At 41.0% G+C, this 18856-nt stretch carries 12 protein-coding genes; 9 read left to right on the top strand and 3 right to left on the bottom strand.

The features are described from left to right. Nucleotides 1–59 precede the first annotated feature (59 nt). Nucleotides 60–2951 (bottom strand): GAF domain-containing protein, encoded by a 2892-nt coding sequence (locus tag V7K32_RS21085; RefSeq protein ID WP_334995739.1) that lies wholly within the window; start codon nt 2949–2951, stop codon nt 60–62. 1218 nt (nt 2952–4169) lie between these two features. Between V7K32_RS21085 and V7K32_RS21080 the strand changes: the two genes are divergently transcribed. The 4 genes from V7K32_RS21080 (at nt 4170) to V7K32_RS21065 (ending at nt 12080) form a co-directional block, all read left to right on the top strand. Continuing rightward, a complete protein-coding gene (locus V7K32_RS21080) occupies nt 4170–6710 on the top strand; it encodes a proteasome protein (RefSeq protein WP_334995738.1) in 2541 nt (846 codons plus the stop codon). 53 nt (nt 6711–6763) lie between these two features. Then, nucleotides 6764–7564, top strand: coding sequence for an Rpn family recombination-promoting nuclease/putative transposase (locus V7K32_RS21075; RefSeq protein ID WP_334995737.1), 801 nt, complete (start codon nt 6764–6766; stop codon nt 7562–7564). 326 nt (nt 7565–7890) lie between these two features. Then, complete coding sequence (locus V7K32_RS21070; RefSeq protein ID WP_334995736.1) at nt 7891–10860, top strand: molecular chaperone; 2970 nt, start codon at nt 7891–7893, stop codon at nt 10858–10860. A gap of 128 nt (nt 10861–10988) precedes the next feature. Continuing rightward, nucleotides 10989–12080: a hypothetical protein gene (locus V7K32_RS21065; protein ID WP_334995735.1), complete on the top strand. Its 1092-nt coding sequence runs from the start codon at nt 10989–10991 to the stop codon at nt 12078–12080. Between the two features lie 102 nt (nt 12081–12182). Here V7K32_RS21065 and V7K32_RS21060 read toward each other — a convergent pair whose 3' ends face one another. Continuing rightward, complete coding sequence (locus V7K32_RS21060) at nt 12183–12362, bottom strand: high light inducible protein (protein ID WP_104907792.1); 180 nt, start codon at nt 12360–12362, stop codon at nt 12183–12185. A gap of 398 nt (nt 12363–12760) precedes the next feature. Here V7K32_RS21060 and V7K32_RS21055 point away from each other — a divergent pair, with 398 nt between their 5' ends. From V7K32_RS21055 to trpD, 4 genes are all read left to right on the top strand, one after another. Continuing rightward, nucleotides 12761–13897 carry a hypothetical protein gene (locus V7K32_RS21055; protein WP_334995734.1) on the top strand — a complete coding sequence of 379 codons (1137 nt, stop codon included), beginning with the start codon at nt 12761–12763 and terminating at the stop codon, nt 13895–13897. A 157-nt stretch (nt 13898–14054) separates the two neighbouring features. Next, nucleotides 14055–14270, top strand: a complete 216-nt coding sequence (locus tag V7K32_RS21050) for a hypothetical protein (protein ID WP_334995733.1) — start codon at nt 14055–14057, stop codon at nt 14268–14270. Between the two features lie 32 nt (nt 14271–14302). Continuing rightward, nucleotides 14303–15184: a DNA adenine methylase gene (locus tag V7K32_RS21045; protein ID WP_334995732.1), complete on the top strand. Its 882-nt coding sequence runs from the start codon at nt 14303–14305 to the stop codon at nt 15182–15184. 81 nt (nt 15185–15265) lie between these two features. Next, nucleotides 15266–16357 (top strand): anthranilate phosphoribosyltransferase, encoded by a 1092-nt coding sequence (gene trpD / locus V7K32_RS21040; protein ID WP_334995731.1) that lies wholly within the window; start codon nt 15266–15268, stop codon nt 16355–16357. Here the strand turns inward: trpD and V7K32_RS21035 are convergent. Further along, on the bottom strand, nt 16287–17345 hold the full coding sequence (locus tag V7K32_RS21035; RefSeq protein WP_334995730.1) for a retropepsin-like aspartic protease family protein: 1059 nt from the start codon (nt 17343–17345) through the stop codon (nt 16287–16289). The genes trpD and V7K32_RS21035 overlap by 71 nt on opposite strands. Before the next feature lie 253 nt (nt 17346–17598). Between V7K32_RS21035 and carA the strand changes: the two genes are divergently transcribed. Continuing rightward, complete coding sequence (gene carA, locus V7K32_RS21030; protein ID WP_334995747.1) at nt 17599–18765, top strand: glutamine-hydrolyzing carbamoyl-phosphate synthase small subunit; 1167 nt, start codon at nt 17599–17601, stop codon at nt 18763–18765. Nucleotides 18766–18856: the final 91 nt, after the last annotated feature.

Raw genomic sequence — 18856 nt, 5'->3', positions numbered from 1 at the left:
TATATTAAACAACTATTAGGTTAACATTTAATTAAATTCTGACTAATTTTTTGTAATATCTACAAATCGGCTTGTTGCTTGAATGGAATCACGATCGCAAACTCGGCACCTTGTCCTGGGGCTGAAATACACTGGATTTGCCCGCCATGTTTTTTTACAACAATTTGGTAACTAATTGATAACCCCATGCCCGTGCCTTTACCGACGGGTTTCGTAGTAAAGAAGGGGTCAAATACGTGTTTGCGTACTTCCTCAGTCATGCCTGGGCCATTGTCGGCAACGCCAATAATTACATGACCTTCTTCGATGAGGGTGCGAATGCGAATCTGGGGAGTAGGGAGTGCTTCTTCCCCCACTCCCCATGCCCCTAATCCCCACTTCGTGGGGGCCCCTAATGCCCCATTCCCCACACCCTCTTGTAAAGCATCGATCGCATTTGTCAACAGATTCATAAACACCTGATTAATATGTCCAGCGTGACACATTACTGGTGGTAGGTTGCCGTAGTCTCGGATTACCTGGATTTCGGGATTTCCTGGTTTGGCTTTCAGGCGATTTTGCAACAGCAGCAAGGTGCTATCAATACCTTCATGAATATCTACTGGTTTTCTGCCGTCTTCATCAAGGCGAGAGAAATTGCGTAAAGATAGGACAATCTGCCGAATGCGTTCGGCTCCCATGTTCATAGAATCTAGAATTTTCGGCAAATCGTGCCTGATAAAGTCTAAATCAATGGTGTCGATTTGTTGCTCAATCTCTGGTATCGGTGGGTGGTAGTTCTGTTGATAAAGTTTTACTAAGTCCAACAAATCCTTAGTATATTCACGGGCGTGGCTAATATTGCCATAGATGAAATTGACGGGATTATTGATTTCGTGGGCAATACCTGCAACCAATTGTCCCAAACTGGACATTTTTTCAGTTTGAATCAGTTGTGCTTGGGTTTGTTGAAGTTCTAGCAGTGCCGCTTCTAGTTGCTGGGCTTTGTCTTGGGCTGTTTGGGCAGCGATACGACTTTGGGTGTAAAGTTTTGCTTGATCTATGGCGATCGCTAGTTGAACTGTAACTGCTTGTAATAATTCTACTTCGTTGTCCAACCAAGGGCGGGAGCCACTACAAGAACTACAGCTAAATGTGCCAATTTCCCCAGATTGGGTATGTACAGGCAGCGACATAAAGGCAGTGAAACGCAAATCCTGCAAAAGATCGCCGGCAGTCTCAACGTCATTAATGCGGATGATTTCTCTGTTCAAGGTTTTGACTGCAATTAGTTCGATTTCTGCATTAGTTGCTTCTTGGTCGTTAAGCAAACAGGAAAAAGAGGAACTTTTCGCCTCATATACTCTCTCCCAATTAGGTAAATCAGCATCTTGCCGATACAAAAAAAAGGCGCAGCGATCGATCTGAAATAAGTTACGAATCTCCTGCACTGCGGTTTCTACAATGTAATTGAGATCCAAGGAAGCTCGAATCTGGTTAGAAAGACGATTGAGTAGGGCTTCCCGTTGGGCGCTTTCTCTGAGTGCAACTTCTGCTTGTTTGCGCTTGATGCCAATGGCAATCTCCTGGGCGGCAAATTCTAGTGCTGTAAAAGTTGATTCTGTCACCGTTTGACGAGCAAACATGGCTATCACCCCTACAGTTTCATCTTCAACAACCAGGGGATAGCCAGCGAAGGCGACCATACCTTCAAGCTTTGCCCACTCTTTGTTAGCCACGCGGGGATCTGTCTGCACAGAGTTAGTTAGGTGGGGTTTGCCCTCTTCGGCAATTAAACCAATTTTGAATTGACCAACTGGCACACATTTATGGGAACCATTAATGTGGGTATACATCCCAGAACTGACTTGCAACTCCAATACGTTGTCTTTTTTGTTCAGCGTCCAGATGCGAGCAAAGGCTGCATCAAGATGTTCAACTAAAGCGTCAGTGCAGCGACGCATCATGTTCTGTAAGTTGTCACTCTGGGTAAGGGCTGCGTCTACATCGGCACGAAAATTTGCTAAACGCGCCCGTTCTGCTAAAGCTGACTCTGCAAGTTTTCGGTCAGTGGTGTCATAGCAAATACCAACAAAGTTTAAAACACTACCATTGGCGTCTTTAATAGCAGATGAGTTGCTTGTATGCCATCGCCAACTACCATTTTTGTGTTTTACCCGATATTCAATTGCGTCTTGTTTCTCGCTTGTTGTCAAAATTCTTTGAAAATAATCGGCACAGATAGGCACATCATCAGGATGTACAAAGGGAACAAAGGATTGGCCTTCAACCTCTGCAACTTCATGCCCAAAAAATTCTGTCCAGTTAGGAGAAACGTAGGAAAATATTCCTTCAAGTGTCAGGGCAAAAATAATGTTATTGGCGTTTTCAACAATGCTGCGAAACTTGGCATCGCCTTCTATGAATGCTGCTTGGATGTTGTCGCTGGGGTGGCGGATAAGAACTATGATTTGCTGATCTGGTAATGGTAATAATCTAGCTTCAAAATTATTCTTCCCGGATGGTAGCGCTAAGGTATATTCAAAACTCACTTCATATTGAGTTTCAAGTACTTGAGTTATTGCTTGGTGGAAGCGATCGCCTACAGCAATCGGTAGGCATTCTCGCAAATTGCCCTGACACTCTCCTGTTGGAATATACGGATGCTCAATCTTCCCTGGCTTGTAATCCAGAATACTTCCATCAGCATCAATACGAAAGTATAAATCAGGAAGCACTTGCAAAATCGCTGCAAATTCTGATGTTTTTTGGCGTAGTTGTGCTTCAACTGCTTGGCGTTTTGCAGTTTCAGCTTGTAGTTGTTCTAGTGCTTTTGGTAATGCCACCTGTTTTTGTTCTGTAATTTGATGCAGACAACAAGAATAATTTGTAGATGCCGAGCAGCTTTCTCTCAGGGGAGGTCGCACTTCTGTTATATCAACACAATAACCGCGAGCATCCCAAATGTGCAAAAACCTTGATAGCCCTCATCCCCTAACCCCGAATCCCATGTTTGGGAGAGGGGGAACTAGAATTATGTCTCCCCTCTCCGATATGATGGGAGAGGGGCTAGGGAAAAGATTTAAGCCAAAATTGGGATGCTTCCCAATAACCGATGTAACCAACAACGCTACAATCTGCTGCAAAAAGGTAATAGTCGGAAAATATAATTTATTAATAGATGTTAATAACTATATATAATCTTCCTCTCAACCTGCTATTTATCTTAATCCTTTATTTATAATAATTCCTTTATTACTGGAAATGAATTGAAGAAAATACTGAAGTTATGATTAAGATTAATTTCAGTATTTTTAGTTAAATTTAAGCCATCTATGTGTCAGCAAACTTGTTTGACTTTGTGTATTCTTAAAATTCCCTATAAATTCATCTTAGCTATCTAATCGCATTGCTCAAAAAGCTGATTTAGCTTCAGGGAAACTATATGATTAACTATGAGGTATTTTCATCTTTATCAAAAATTTATAATAATCAAAAATTTCATATCCAATAAATATTAATTTTTTATCAAGAAGAATTGAGCATGAATTAGAGGATGTTTTACAAGTTATATTTCTTACTAAAAATATCTAATACCCCCCTTTTTATAACGGGGAGAATAGTCTCTTAAAGCCCCCCAATATATCGGAGGGTTAGGGGGGTAATGTCAGAATTTGATGTGCTATACGACACTTTTGAAACATCCTCTTAGAGTTCTGGCGACTATAAGTTGCGGCTATACAGACAAAACCCACCTGCGTGGGTTGTAAATTGTTGATTTTTCATGTTTTGGGCGTAGGTAGACAATGTTAGTGTAGTAGTGAATTATATTCACCTAATACTTTTTGGACATTCTCTTAAAATAAAGAGTATAAAAGGGTTTAATAGCCACATCTCAACTAAGGAGTCTTTATTCAATTGGTGGTATAAAACTGTACTTTATTAATTCTGACTCCTGTTAGCGGATAGCTAAGGTTTAGCCCATTCTGACTTCTAAATTCTTCTTCAATTTTCCACTTAAAACCCGATTTCTTAAAATTGTCTTGACCGTTCAAAACGCCTCATCCCAAAATCGCAAATTAAATGAGAGAAATGCTAAATGTGATGTCAACACGTTGCAACAATGGCTAGCAATCGGATTTTGTATGTTATAAAGCTCACAGAAATTAATGTTAGGCGGAAACTATTTTATGGAACCAGATAAACTAGGCCGTTTTAAGGAGTACGGCGAATTCATCCTCCGAAAGATAGATTCTGTGCCCCAGCACCCTTCAAAACAAGAAGATTGGGTTCCAGCTAGTCTTGACGACTGTCTCCTGCGTCTGCGGTCAGCTGCCCAGAAAACTGTAGACCTTGCAACTTCACCTGTCAAAATTGGGGTGATGGGGGAATTCAGTAGTGGCAAAACCTTACTTTTAGGCAGTCTAATTGGATATGCAGATGCTTTGCCGGTCAGCGAAAACCCCACTACAGGTAATGTTACAGCCATACACATCATACCGCAAGATGACTTTGCTACTACAAAATTAAGTAATTTTACGGTAGATTATCTTTCTCATGAAGGAGTACATGAGTGTCTACGCTTCATGCTAGGGGAAGCCAATAAACGGACAACAGCAGCAGGGCTTCCTCCGATACCAGTATCAAAACTCAACTCTGGCACAGATATTATTGGCTGGTGTGAAGAAGCATGGAATAGTAGTAATAATTTAGAGCTGCGTTATTTACTGCGAGAGTTGGTGCTATTCCTGCGGGCTTATCAAGCTTATGGGGAAGTTATGTGTGGTGGGCGTTACCAGATTGATGCTACCACCGCCCGCGAAGGGCTACAGCTAGTCGAACAGCCAATGGCAATCCAAACTCTGAAATTTGAGGATTTACCCCCAGCGCATATCCGATTACCGAGTCCACCCCAGAGGCTACCAACCAAGTTATTACAAAACAGTTTCCCACTGATCCGCCGCGTAGATATTGATGTGAAAATCTCACGGGAAATTTGGGATTTTGCAGACGCAGGGAAATTTATTCTCATCGACTTTCCGGGATTGGGGGCTGCTAATTCGGGAGCTAGGGATACCTTTTTGTCGCTACGAGAATTAGCAGAAGTACAAACAATTTTGGTATTGCTAAATGGTAAATCTCCTGGGAGCGATCGCGCCAATAAAATCTTCACGATGATGCAGCAGCAGCGACCGGGACAAGACCTGAAAGATTTAATTCTCGTAGGTGTAGGTCGCTTCGATCAACTACCCCTAGATAGCGAAGGCGGCGAAAGAGAACTTGACCAACTCATTGAAGATAGCCATTTACAAGAAGAAACCGTTTTCCAAAAACTCAAAGTTCTGCAAACTACCATTGACGGTGCAGAAGCGTTTACAACTCAAAAAGACCGCATCGTTTTACTGTCGCCACTGTTGGGACTAGCCGAATTGGCAAAACGTTCTAGTACCGTCAAAGCAGGTTCAACAGAGTTTTTGGCTAACTTAGACTATCCTGATTATTTAGATCGGTCTAAACGGCTACAAGAAAAATGGCAGCACTTAAGTGAACGACTGCTAGAATCTGACACTCGCAGTTATTTGGGTAGACGGCTAGGTTACTTTGCTCAAGATGGGGGACTTGGTAAACTGCGGGAATTGATTCAAACCCACGTAGCGACTCATGGACTGAAGCAACTGTATGAAGATACTAAAAGAGCTGCTGATGTGGTGAGCCAGCAACAAGATTACTTGAAAGACATCATAGATGAAATTCACGAGCAAGGTATCCCCACAGGAGACAGTCCCGCCTTTATCGAATTGCGCTTTGTGGTCGAAAGCTTGGATAAAATCTATAGGAATTTTCAAAAAGATTTAGGGAAAGAACCACTCAAAGATCGGCGCGGTGTTGTCGTCAGCGATGTAGTAAAAGACGAACTTACGTTTAGAATACTGAATTGGAACCAGTGGACTTTACTCTTCAACAAAGCTAACAATGGAGCGATCGCTCTGGCGGAATCTAAAGGTGCAGCCGGGAAATTATTCGATCGGGGAAATCGCGTCAATAGTTCCCTTCCAACTAAGAGCGACGATTTTTATCCAGTATTTGAGAAAACTGTTAAAGAAGTAGAAGATTTTGCCCGCGATCGCATCCATCAAGCAGTGGTAGATTTGTTGAATCAATTGTCAAATTATATAGCCCCAGAACGCGAACAATTGCAGGCATTTTTGCATCCAGATATGGAACAAGAAATCGAAGAAAAATTTGGTTTTGAAGATGCCGATCTCTTTTACAAATTATTATTAGGATGCGATCCTAACGAATGGAAAGAAGCAATCATCTCCGAAATCACTAGTAAAAACAAAACCGTTGCGCCTGACATTATCTTTCCCCTAGCACGTCAAGACGAGAAACACAACGTTGGTCAAATCTTTGACTGGGCACCAGAAAAAAGCCAAGGTTTACCAAGATCGAGCAACCACCAACTTTTAGTACTGCGGCTGCGAGATGAAATTACTGCTAGCGCCAGCCTTCATCTTGTGCAGTATGTTAGCGAAGTTAATCAGCAAATAAATTCCGAACTTGAAGGTATTTTGGATCAAATTATTCCTAGTTTGCAAAACCTTTCAAAAAAGGAAACTTTGCTGAGATATTTGGCGGCTGGGGAATTGCCATCTGAGATCGCAATTCCTGTTTGGTTGCAGATTATTTCCGAACTTGCTGCTGTTTCTTACTTAGATGATTTGAGATAAGCTAACTCAGAAAGTGACTGATTGCGATCGGGTAGGTTTATGAGGATGTGTTTGTGAGACGTGATGCAATTTTTTATGCAATTTTCAAGCGTGTCCCAGAATTGTTTTTTGAGTTAGTAGAACAGCCACCAGCAGAAGCTAGTAGCTATCGTTTTGAATCAGTTGAAGTTAAAGAACCAACATTTCGGATTGATGGGGTATTTTTACCTCCACCTGATGCAACATCTCAGATGATCTTTTTTGCTGAGGTACAATTCCAAAAGGATGAGTTACTGTATCATAGGTTTTTCTCAGAGTCGATGCTGTATATGTATCGTAACCCGTCGCTTTACGATGACTGGTACGGGGTAATTATTTTACAGTCTCGCAGCTTGGAACCGGAAAACACTACTATTCACAGATCGCTACTGAACAGTTGCCAAGTACAACGGATTTATTTAGATGAGTTAGGTAGTCCTGATGAGCAAAAAGTAGGTATCAGTTTGATGCAGTTGACTATTGCCTCAGATACTCAAATGGTGCAAGAAGCGAAACGTTTAATTGAGCGGGTGCAACAAGAACAAATAACTGTCTTAGCTAAGGAGGAGATAATAGATGTAATCACAACCATCGCTGTTTATAAATTTGCAAACTTAAGTCGTGAAGAGGTAGAGGCAATGTTAGGAGTTAAGTTAGAAGAAACTAGGGTTTATCAAGAAGCTAAACAAGAAGGACGAGAAGAAGGACGAGAAGAAGGACGAGAAGAACTAAAACTTGAACTTGTACCTCAGTTCTTAGCTCTTGGTATGTCGATGGAAGACGTTGCCAAATTACTTAATTTAACCATCGAACAAGTAAGACTTGCAGCTGAATAATCACAACATAGCTATCAATACGGTTCGGATAAGTTGCCTATCGATAACGCTTGTAGAGACGTTGCATTGCAACGTCTCTACATACCGTAAAATCCCACCCATAACCTTAACCGAACCATATTCACATAGCGATCGCCTAGTTTGGGCTACGCCTATGCCCTTTCATATAAAAGCGTAGCCCAGCGTAGATATCGCGCCAAATAAAAAAGCCAGTGCTAAAGAGAATCAGTGGTACAAGACTAAAGATTCTCTAAATTTGTAATTTTATGATAGAACATTACAGTTTTTAGCCAGCTATAAAACAAACAACAGAAAGTGAGAATATAATGAACCCTTTCCAACTCAACTATAGCGATCAACAACCAGAGAAACAACAAAAAAGATTTCCAGGATGGTTTGCTTTAGATTTTGGTACGTCGAATTCCACAGTTACACTTTTCGATCCAATTGAAGTACCGATCGCAGAAATTTTACCCAAAGAACAAGAAATGCGGTTGCGCGATCGCTTATCACAATGGCTGAGTTCTCCCGCCTCACTAGCTTTACCAGATGTCAGTGCTGATGATTGGGAAAAGTTTATTGCAGAAATTAGCAGAAATCTGGAGATAGAACCCAGCCGATTGAGTGAAGTCTTTGAAAGTGACAATAAAGAGCGATTTTTGGAAGCAATTCGCCAAATTGAACTTTCTTTAGGAAACAGCGAGAGATTCCGCCGTGCTGTCAGCAAAAAACTTTACCAAATCTATCATGAGGTGTTTCGCGTCCCTACTCTAGAGTCGCAAAATCTGATTCCAGTTGTGCTGGATATCGATCGCCGCGATACGGAAATTCCTAGTGAGTCGGAAATTTCACAGTTAAGCGACTTAAAACTGCGGATGGGAAGGGAAGCTAGAGATAACCGAAAAAAAGCGATCGCTCAAGGTACAAGCGGTTCTTTAAAGGAAATTATCAGCAGGTTTCACCATTCACCCAAACGGTATTTTGGTCAGGAACGGTTATTTTCAGTTATTTTGGATGGTGAAGAAGAATTAATTACCGCGAACCAACTGATCCAATCTGCTTGGGCGCATTTAATCGAGTTAACTGAAGATTACCGCCAACGCGCCCAACGCAGGTTTTCAGAAGGAGATTTTTTAACAGCAGTAGTCACCTACCCCACTGTCGCCCCACCAGTTGTTCGCAAGGAAGTTAAGGAATTAGTTGAGCAGTTGGGGATCGATGATGTGCAAACTGCTTATGATGAAGCTGTTTCTGTGGCGATATTCTTTTTATGGCGAGAATTTGGTGGTAATCTCAACATTGGTATTGAATCATTCAAAACTCGTTGTCGCCAAGCCGGAAACAAATGGTCACAAAATGTTCTCGTTTTGGATATTGGCGGGGGAACCACAGACTTAGCTTTAATTGAACTGACTTTAGAAGATAAAACTCCTAGTTTTGCCGATTATGAAGACCGAGGTTTAGGAGGACGTTACTATAAACTCACTCCCAAACTATTAGGTTCATCTGGTCATTTACAGTTAGGTGGTGAGTTAATTACACTGCGAATTTTTAGATTATTAAAAGTTGCGATCGCAGATTTTTTATTGACAAAAATAACAACAGGTGATATTGAAAGTGAAAAGCTAGAAGATTTAATTAGCTCTGAGTTAAACGAGCGCTTTTTAGAACAAGGCAAATTCAAAAGTGGCAGTCTTTTGAAATGTTTAGATAAAGAGAATCCAGAAGGTGATATTGCTTACAAAGAAGCCCTAGATATTGCCGAGAAAGTATTACCCACCCGTTGGCAACAAGCGCCTCAACGTCTGCAATCATTTTATATCCTCTGGGATCATGCAGAAGCAGCTAAACTTAAACTTGGACAAAAAGCACTAGCAGATAATTCTCTATTAACCTTCACACTTTCTGAGCAGCAAATTTCTGAACTGCTCACCCAAAGCGCCGTTAAATTACAAGTCAACGATCCAAATAGCATCTGCGTTACCTTAGATAACCAGCAATTTGAACGAGGCGCCGTCTCAGGAATTAAAGAAGCGATCGGGATTGCTAAAGGATTGATGGAAAGTCGCTTGCGTCCTGATGATATCACCAAAGATTCTTGGAATTCCCAAAAAGTTGATTGGTTAATTTTGTCTGGAAAAACTTGTAATTTAGAGATAGTGCAGCGCCAAATCTACCAAGAATTTAGTAAATCTCCATATTTTGTGTGGAATCCAGAACGAATTACCTTTGTGTTGGAATTTACCAAATTAGCCACCTCCGCAGGCGCTTGCTACGCCGAGAAACTGCGAAGATTAAGATTCGATCCAGAAGAGTCTAAAAGCTTGCTACGTAAGGGAGCCAACCAGCTAGAAATTGATGTTAAAAACCTGTTTTATTATTTACCCTGCAACTTCAAACGCAAAACTCAAAGTAATGATTTACTAACTATATTCAAAGCTGGACAAGAACTTTATCAACTAGCACCTTGGGAAACCGTCGCCAAGGTTCGGACTGCATGGCAAGGAATCCAATTAACTAATATTATTTACCGTCAAGACTACGAGGATGGAGATTTACGACTATGGGGTAGCTTCGACGGCAAAAACCTGATGAATAAACTGGGAATGCAAGAAGCAGAGTTTCTCAAAAAACTTAAAGTCCAGTTTGAAATTGACCAAACCCTTGAATTTAGTGTGTTGCTTTGTCAGGGAAATCCCCATTATTTAATTGATATTCCTGGCATTGATTTGGAATCGGTAGTTTCAGAAAATTCAACACTATTTGCGGATGGCAAATTGAACTGGAATATCGCTGTCGAACGCTTCAATAAAGATTTAACTGATGGTGATATTGCCGTCAATGTGATTGAGTCTGCAACAGTTGATCAACCAGATGCCTATCATCTTGTATTTGAAGTAGGAAATAATGGTAGTAAATTGTTCCAAAAATTTCACTATCTGCGCGATGGCGCGACACAACCAGGAATTGGGTTAATTAGTAATCCCTTACCTCCCTTCCCGCAAACTGGCCACCACACCTTCTATATTTATCAAACAGACGCCGAAACCAACAGCAAAAAATGGATAAGAATTGGCGCACTCACCAAACCAGATGTGACAACAGATTACCCTTGCCAATATCGTGTAACTCTCGACGATCAAGGCATTTTGCGGATGCACGCCGGTGAAGTCCCTTACTGGATATCAAACAGCCAAGAATGCCTCAAAGAAGAGGGATGCGTTTATATTGCTGAATTAGAATTGCAGCCCAACGAAGTTGATAAAGAACGCGATCCATTTTGCGGTATACATTAACTCTTGCATTAAACCTTTGCGTTCCTCTGCGTTGAAAAAATTAAGATTTTAAACGCAAAGGTACGCGGAGGTTTACCAAGTTTAATTCGCTACGAATCACATACAAGTAATATTTGGAGGTGAGATTCATGCAGCACTTGCATCAATTATTAGAGATAGAAAACTCAGAGTTAGCCCAATTACTGCGGTTTAGTTTGTATGGATTAGAGGCGACTTTAAATCAGGCTCGCACAGAATTTCCACTAGATCCAGGATCTAAAATATGCGATGAGGTGCTGGAAGAACTTCATAACCTGTTGCAACCTGAACCCCAACACGAAAATACTGGTTGGGAAGATGCGCCAGATGATTTAAAACTAAGTCACCTACGGGAAGTTTTTGATTCTGACTCAGAACTTAATTATTATCTGGGTAATTCCCAATTGCAAAGCACAACAGATTCAGATTTATGGAATGAGATTCAACGCAAACTGCTGCGAGTACCAGAAGATTTGGCTGCAATTTGGCGATCGCGCACCCTAGATTTAGCCCAAGAAGTTGGTGCGATCGCAGATAATTCTAACCTCTATCAAGTTCCCTTTATCCGCGACGAAATTATCTACCCCGGACTTAGTGGTACTGTGCAAACTCAGGGATTGTGCTTGTACCAACAAGTACTTTCAAATCCTAAAAATACTCAAGGTAATGTATCCGATTTACCAGCAGCATTTCTATTTTTATATATGAATTTTATCGAAATAGACCCAGATTTACATCATGCTTTAAAGAGCGTTTTTAGCTTTGATGTGATTCCCTTACACTCCAAAGCAGAACAGCGCGATCAATATATTGATGCTTTAAGCGATCGCTTCCAACGCACCCAAAAAGCAGAGAAAAATACTGATCCCCTGTCAATTCTCCGTGCTTGGATTGACATGGACGAAGCGATACATTCTCTAGTATTTGTACCCCCGGCTGAACGCTATTCTTGGTGGGGAAAGCTACAACATGAATCACGGCGCATCCTGAAGAAAGTCGCTGATGAAGCTATTAATGCAGGTAATGAAGTGCGAATTCGCCAATTATCGGGACTTTATGCAGATATCTGTGCTTCATCCAAGGATGACTTACAACTAGACTGTGGTGGTATTCCTGGCGAAGTCTTAACTTGTCTTCGAGTATATGCGCGAATTAATCAGGAAGAATCCCCAGGCCGTGTAATATTTCGCTCATCACGCTAGTTGCTGGCGAATTTTCTAATTCTTGAGATTATGAGGCAAGGCAGAAGATTTTGCCAATCCCCGCCTTGCCTCATAATCTAATGAAGCTAAAAACGTTTAAATTTATAAAATGCCCCAGAAGTGTAAAATCCCTTGACCAGAAAACACTTCAAGTGCAACGGCAGATAAAAAACCAATCATTGCAAAACGACCGTTCCAATTTTCGCTCTGAGGAGTGAAGCCCCAGCGCAAAGCATTAGGATCTTCTGAAACCGAAGGCGTAGTCTTCTTAACGTTTGCCATAAATAATACTCCGAGCTTTTATGTTGTAACAGTTATAACTGCCTGTAAAGTAATGTAACAGGTTTTTAAGAGATTGCAACATAAAATCAAGGCAAAATTCAGCAGGATATATTACGTGTCCGTAGTTTAACATTGATAGGGTGCAGAACGAGGCATAGAAATGAGCCTTGGTAGCTTACTCCAGAAAATTGTAACCAGTAAGAAGTAAATTAACTCTTGCTCGGTCATTTATATGCTTTAATAGCCAATACTGAACTAAACTATAGGACTCCGGTTTGATTTTTGAAACTATACTGAGACTGAAAAGTTGGTTTTACAAGGGTTTCATCTAAAATCCTGTTCAGAAATCAAATATGAGTCCTATATGCAAAAATAAATATTAAGAAAAGTTTGAAGATATGGTAGAAGTTCTCTATTTTACAGGATTTATCAAAGGAGTAACCTATAAAACTTACTTGGATGATAATTTAAATGGCATCAGTTTAGATGTATTTGATGTCAATAAAGAAAAAGGTTATGGATTAATAAAGTCACCTACAACTGAAATTGCTTATTCAAAATGGGTATCGCCTAAGAGAACCAGAAGTTATCCGTTTGCCAGAATTTACAATACATATAATTCATCGAAAGTTATAACTATTATCCCTGTAATTAAAGATGAGGGAAAAGATGGTGATATAGATAAAATTCAATACTCTACAATTTCTTGGATGAACTTGCTTAATATCTATATAGTGCTTGCTTATTACGAAACAGCAAAAAAAAGCACCAAAAAGGGGCAAGCTAATAAGAATAAGTTAAGTAGTCAAAAATTTGCTAATGATTTTGTGAAATTTCAAATTAATGAAATATTAGTATATCGCCAAAGCGCACTCCATTGGAACAAAAATCTATTTGAAGAAAGATTTACACAAACTTTTCAAAAAGCACTAGATTCTTATGATTCTATTTTTAATCAAACTGGAGTATTAATTCATTCACGGGATGGGTTAGATAAATATTTACATAAAATTAGACAAGAGTTCGAGGAATTTAAGAATATTTCTCTTAAAGGTTCTCAAAGTGCTAGTAAAAGAGAAGCACTGACTTCTCATAAACTAGAATATTTAGTCGATGGATTAAAAGCAACTTTCAGTATTGAAAACTATCTGGGCGGAATTTACTATTTGACTCCTGATGAGATAATATTCGAGAACAACATATATATTATACAAGAGTCAAAAAATACTTCAACGGCATCTTTGCCAAACCTTCCTGATATTCAAGATGGTTTATTCAAGCTAATTTTATTTTCTAATTTAGATTCTTTAATCTTAAACGGTCGGCAAGTATTATTTATTACAAAGCTAAAGCTTACAGGTAACAATGTTGTTGGTTATATTGTTTTTCCAGATGCATCAGTAGGAGAGCTAGAATACTTTTTAGGAGCTAACATTAAGAATTTTAATACTAATCAAAAAGCAATTATAAAAAAATTAGCTTTAGAAGCTCAAAATAATCAGAGACTTAAAATAGAAGTATCCAGTAATTTTTAGATATTATAATTTTTAATTATCCTTAAAAGGCTGTTCATTACCCTGGTAGTAGAGTTAAGACAATCGTGGGCTAGGATTAAAATGTCATGTGTTGCTAAGAAACTAAGCTAATATGACATTTATGGTTACATATATATAGTAGTTGAGGTATAGTGCGGTGAGTCAGGTTTTAGGCTTGGAATTAAGCGATGAAGTCTACGCGATATTGCAGCAAAAAGCCGACGTTACAGGCGTATCTATTGCAGAATTGCTAGCTACTTCTATAGAACAGCAGTATGGTTCTTCAAGACGTGAAAAGTCGCAAAACGAAACAGAAAAAGAAGCAAAGCGACAACGCTTCCGAAGTCATGCTGGAAGCATTAACCAGGGTTAAGCCCCAAGAGCAAACAATGAAAGGAATAATTTATGATCAAAAGTCCTCTGCGGTATCCTGGTGGTAAGTCAAAAGCAATAAATCAAATAGTTGAATACTTACCAGAAAGCTTTTCGGAATTTCGAGAACCTTTTGTAGGTGGTGGTTCTGTATTCATTTATTTAAGACAAAAGTTTCCCGATATGAAGATTTGGATTAACGATTTAAACCGTGAACTCTTCTTATTCTGGAAAATTGCCCAATCTGATATAGCTCAGTTAGTTAAAGAAATTCGACATATTAAAATCAAATATACAGATGGTAAATTACTCTTTACAGAATTAACTAGTGTAAATGTAAATAATCTATCTGATTTAGAAAGAGCCGTTCGCTTTTTCGTTCTCAATAGAATTACTTTTTCAGGAACTGTAGAATCAGGCGGTTTTTCTAAACAAGCTTTTCATAAAAGATTTACTGATTCTTCAATAGAACGGCTAGAAAAATTAGAAGGTATATTATCAGAAAATGTGCAAATTACTAATTTGGATTACAGCCACCTATTAAAATCAGAAGGGGAAGATGTATTTATATTTTTAGATCCACCATATTTTAGTGCTGAAAAATCAAAGCTATATGGTAAAAGGGGTGACTTGCACACCTCATTTGAACATCATAGATTTGCTGAACTTTTGCAACAATGTCATCATCCCTGGCTAATTACCTACGATGACTCATTGCACATTCGAGAAAATTTTCAATGGGCTAATATCTCAGAGTGGGAATTACAGTATGGAATGAATAACTATAAACAGAGTGGTGCGGCTAAAGGAAAAGAGTTATTCATTACTAACTACGAAGTTAAACTTGATTTGGAAAAAAAATCACAAGTTCAGGATATTGCTAATCCAGCTTTGCAATTAAGCCTTGAGGTTTAAACCTAACTTTGATAGCTTCCAATTTTCCGGTAGGATAATCCCATAGCTCTCAATATAGCTACAACATACAAACTTTCTTCTATGATAACTTCTCCAATCCCTGCTCAAGAATCCTCTGCTAGCTGGTATGTCCTGCTGCAACAATTAATAGATGGCCAATCCTTGTCCCGTACTCAAGCTGCTGAATTGATGCAAGGATGGCTCAGTGAAGCGGTTCCCCCAGAGTTATCAGGAGCTATTTTAACAGCCCTTAACTTTAGAGGCATTTCTGCCGACGAGTTGACCGGCATGGCTGAAGTATTACAATCTCAATGTTCCCCACTCAGCGCTAATAAATCAGCACGGGCTAAACGCCCCGCTACCGCTAACAGCACTGTAATAGATACCTGTGGCACTGGTGGAGATGGTTCATCAACCTTTAATATTTCTACAGCCGTTGCTTTTGTTGCCGCAGCTTATGGTATACCTGTCGCCAAACACGGCAATCGTTCAGCCTCAAGTCTCACGGGGAGTGCAGATGTATTGGAAGCCTTGGGTGTAAACTTGAGTGCATCCACCGAAAAAGTACAAGCCGCACTACAAGAAGTCGGGATCACTTTCTTGTTTGCCCCTGGTTGGCATCCAGCACTTAAGGCGGTTGCGTCATTACGGCGGACTTTAAAAGTGCGAACAATTTTTAATTTGTTAGGGCCCTTAGTAAATCCCTTGCGTCCTACGGGACAGGTGGTGGGCTTATATACTCCTAAGCTTTTGGCAACTGTTGCCGAAGCTTTACAGAATTTAGGCAAGGAAAAGGCGATTGTGCTACACGGGCGAGAAAAACTTGATGAGGCTGGGTTAGGAGATTTAACTGACTTGGCGGTGTTATCAGACAAAGAAGTACAGTTAACTACGATTAATCCCCTAGATTTGGATCTAACACCTGCTACCATAGGTATGCTTAGGGGTGGAGATGTCCAAGAGAATGCGGTGATTCTGAAGGCGGTACTGCAAGGTAAGGGAACTCAGGCACAACAAGATGCAGTAGCCTTAAATGCGTCGTTGGCGCTGCAAGTAGGGGGTACGATCGCATTCCTCGATCACGCCCAAGGGATTAAAATCGCTAAGGATATCCTACAAAGCGGGGCAGCTTGGACGAAGTTGGAGCAGTTAGTTGAGTTTCTGGCGAATTAATTTGCGATCGCACCTGCGGACGAAATTCTACTACATTACGTTTGATAGTGACATCGTAGTTACCAAAAAAGTCATGTCCCAAAAGTCCAGTTTCTAGTTCCGCACCTGCGATCGCTACTGCTACTCTATTCACTATTACCCCGCCAACTGCCATCGAATTAACGTAGCCCACAGGAAATTCTACAGCCCTGGAACTCGCGGTATTTGCCTTAGCTTTCCCCACTGGCACTATTCCCAAGGTATTGGCCATCTCTTGGGTAATTACAGTGCCACTGGCTCCCGTATCCACAATCATGTCAAATTGTTGCTGGCCATTAAAAGTAACTTCGACAATTGGCGTTCCACCAATTCGCCTTTTAATCGGGGCTGTAAATACTTCCTGATCTGGAATTAGCACTGCTGATGAGGGCAAAGCTGGCTCCGTTCGTAACGGTTTTATTTCTTGCGGAGGCGATAAAGGTGTGGTATACTTTGGTGCAGTTATTGTCTGCGGAACCACAACTACTATCCTCTTCGGTTCGGCAACGCGCACAGGGCGAGGATTAGCTTGCTGTTTAGCATATTTAATTTTGCGGCGATATTCAGTAATTTTAGTTTGAGCCATCGCAAATTCTGGGCTTTGTCGCCGGACTCTTTGCATCAGCGCGATCGCATCCTGGTACTGATTCGCCACCAAAATCCAATCACCTGGAGATTGAGCAGATTGGCTAATACTCCAAGCGCCAACGGCTTTGTCTCGCCCCATCTCAAAAAGACTTGGTTCACTTTCAGACGGCTCTAGCGGTAACGGCTGTGCTTCTGGGGTTGGGGTAACTGCTGGTGTTGCTGGTTCGACAGCAGGCTGTACTGATGCCTGTTCCCCAATTGGCGCGGGTTGCTGATTGCCACCAGTCGTGTTCCGTTGGTCTTCACTACAGGCAACACACAAAACCGCCAGAGCGCTTGATAAAAAAAATAGGGTTGCACGGGATAAAAAAGACTGAAGCATAATTAATTTTAACCGCCCAAGCTTTGCCAAAGCCACTCCCGCTAATTTAATTCCCTTTTAATTTTAATTAACTATTCTAAAAACTCCCAATTGTTCAACTCATGGGATAATTAACAATCGCAGTATTGGGAAATAGGGAAGAGTTTTCCCAATGCCTCTCAAGAGTGCTGAGTGGGGCAGAGGGGAGAATAACTCCAAACTCCTAACTCCTAACTCAGAACTGTTTTGCCCACTCCCCACTCCCCAATTTACTATGCCCCTGACTGACGCAATACCAGCTTTACTTGTCCTGGCAGATGGAACCACTTATCGCGGTTGGTCTTTCGGTGCTACAGGAACCGCGATCGGAGAAGTGGTGTTCAATACTGGCATGACCGGCTACCAAGAAGTATTAACTGACCCAAGTTACTGCGGTCAAATTGTCATTTTTACCTATCCTGAATTAGGGAATACCGGGGTAAATTCTGAAGATGAGGAATCAGATGGCCCCCAGGTTCGGGGTGCGATCGCTCGGAATATTTGTCACCGACCGAGTAACTGGCGATCGACACAATCCTTACCAAAGTACCTTAAACAAAACCAAGTACCAGGGATCTACGGCATCGATACCCGCGCCCTCACCCGCAAAATTCGGATGTTTGGAGCCATGAATGGTGGCATTTCCACAGCGATTCTTGATGAGGCGGAATTGCTAGAGCAGGTACTAGCCGCTCCCAACATGGCAGGATTAAATCTGGTTCAAGAAGTTACCACCCCAACGGCTTATGAATGGTCATATCCGACAATTCCAGCTTGGGAATTCAACTCTGAAGCTCTTGAAAATCTTGGAGAACCCTTTACCGTTATTGCCCTTGACTTTGGCGTAAAACGGAATATTTTGCGTCGCTTAACAAGTTATGGTTGTCGGGTAATTGTTGTGCCTGCTGATACGCCACCAGAGGAAATCCTCAACTACAATCCAGATGGTGTGTTTCTTTCAAATGGGCCTGGTGACCCTGCTGCCGTCACTCAAGGGATTGCAACTGCCAAAGCGCTGCTATTAAGTCAAAAGCCCATCTTTGGTATTTGTATGGGACACCAAATTTTAGGTCATGCACTAGGGGCAGAAACCTATAAACTCAAATTTGGTCACCGTGGTTTGAATCAGCCTGCCGGTTTACAACAACGGATAGAAATTACCAGCCAAAACCATAGTTTTGCTATTGACCCAGATTCTTTACCTACGGCAGTTGTAGAAATCAGCCACCTGAACTTAAACGATCGCACCATTGCTGGAGTCCGTCACAAATCTCTACCTGTATTCTCCGTCCAATATCACCCAGAAGCCAGCCCTGGCCCTCATGATGCTGATTACTTGTTTGAGCAATTTGTTCAAGTCATGCGAACAGCACGTCAAGCCGTAGCAGCCGAAGTGAGTTGAGCCACTCCCCCGTTTTAAAAACGGGGGATTCAGGCATCAGACAGAGATTGCAGTCTGGGACTGTCTAACATCTCCTACGCCTAGAGTCGAA

Source organism: Nostoc sp. (assembly GCF_036917635.1).
In the GTDB taxonomy this organism is placed as follows: Bacteria; Cyanobacteriota; Cyanobacteriia; order Cyanobacteriales; family Nostocaceae; genus Nostoc.
The sequence above is the reverse complement of the archived record's forward strand: the minus strand, read 5'-3'. Positions and strand labels throughout refer to the sequence as shown.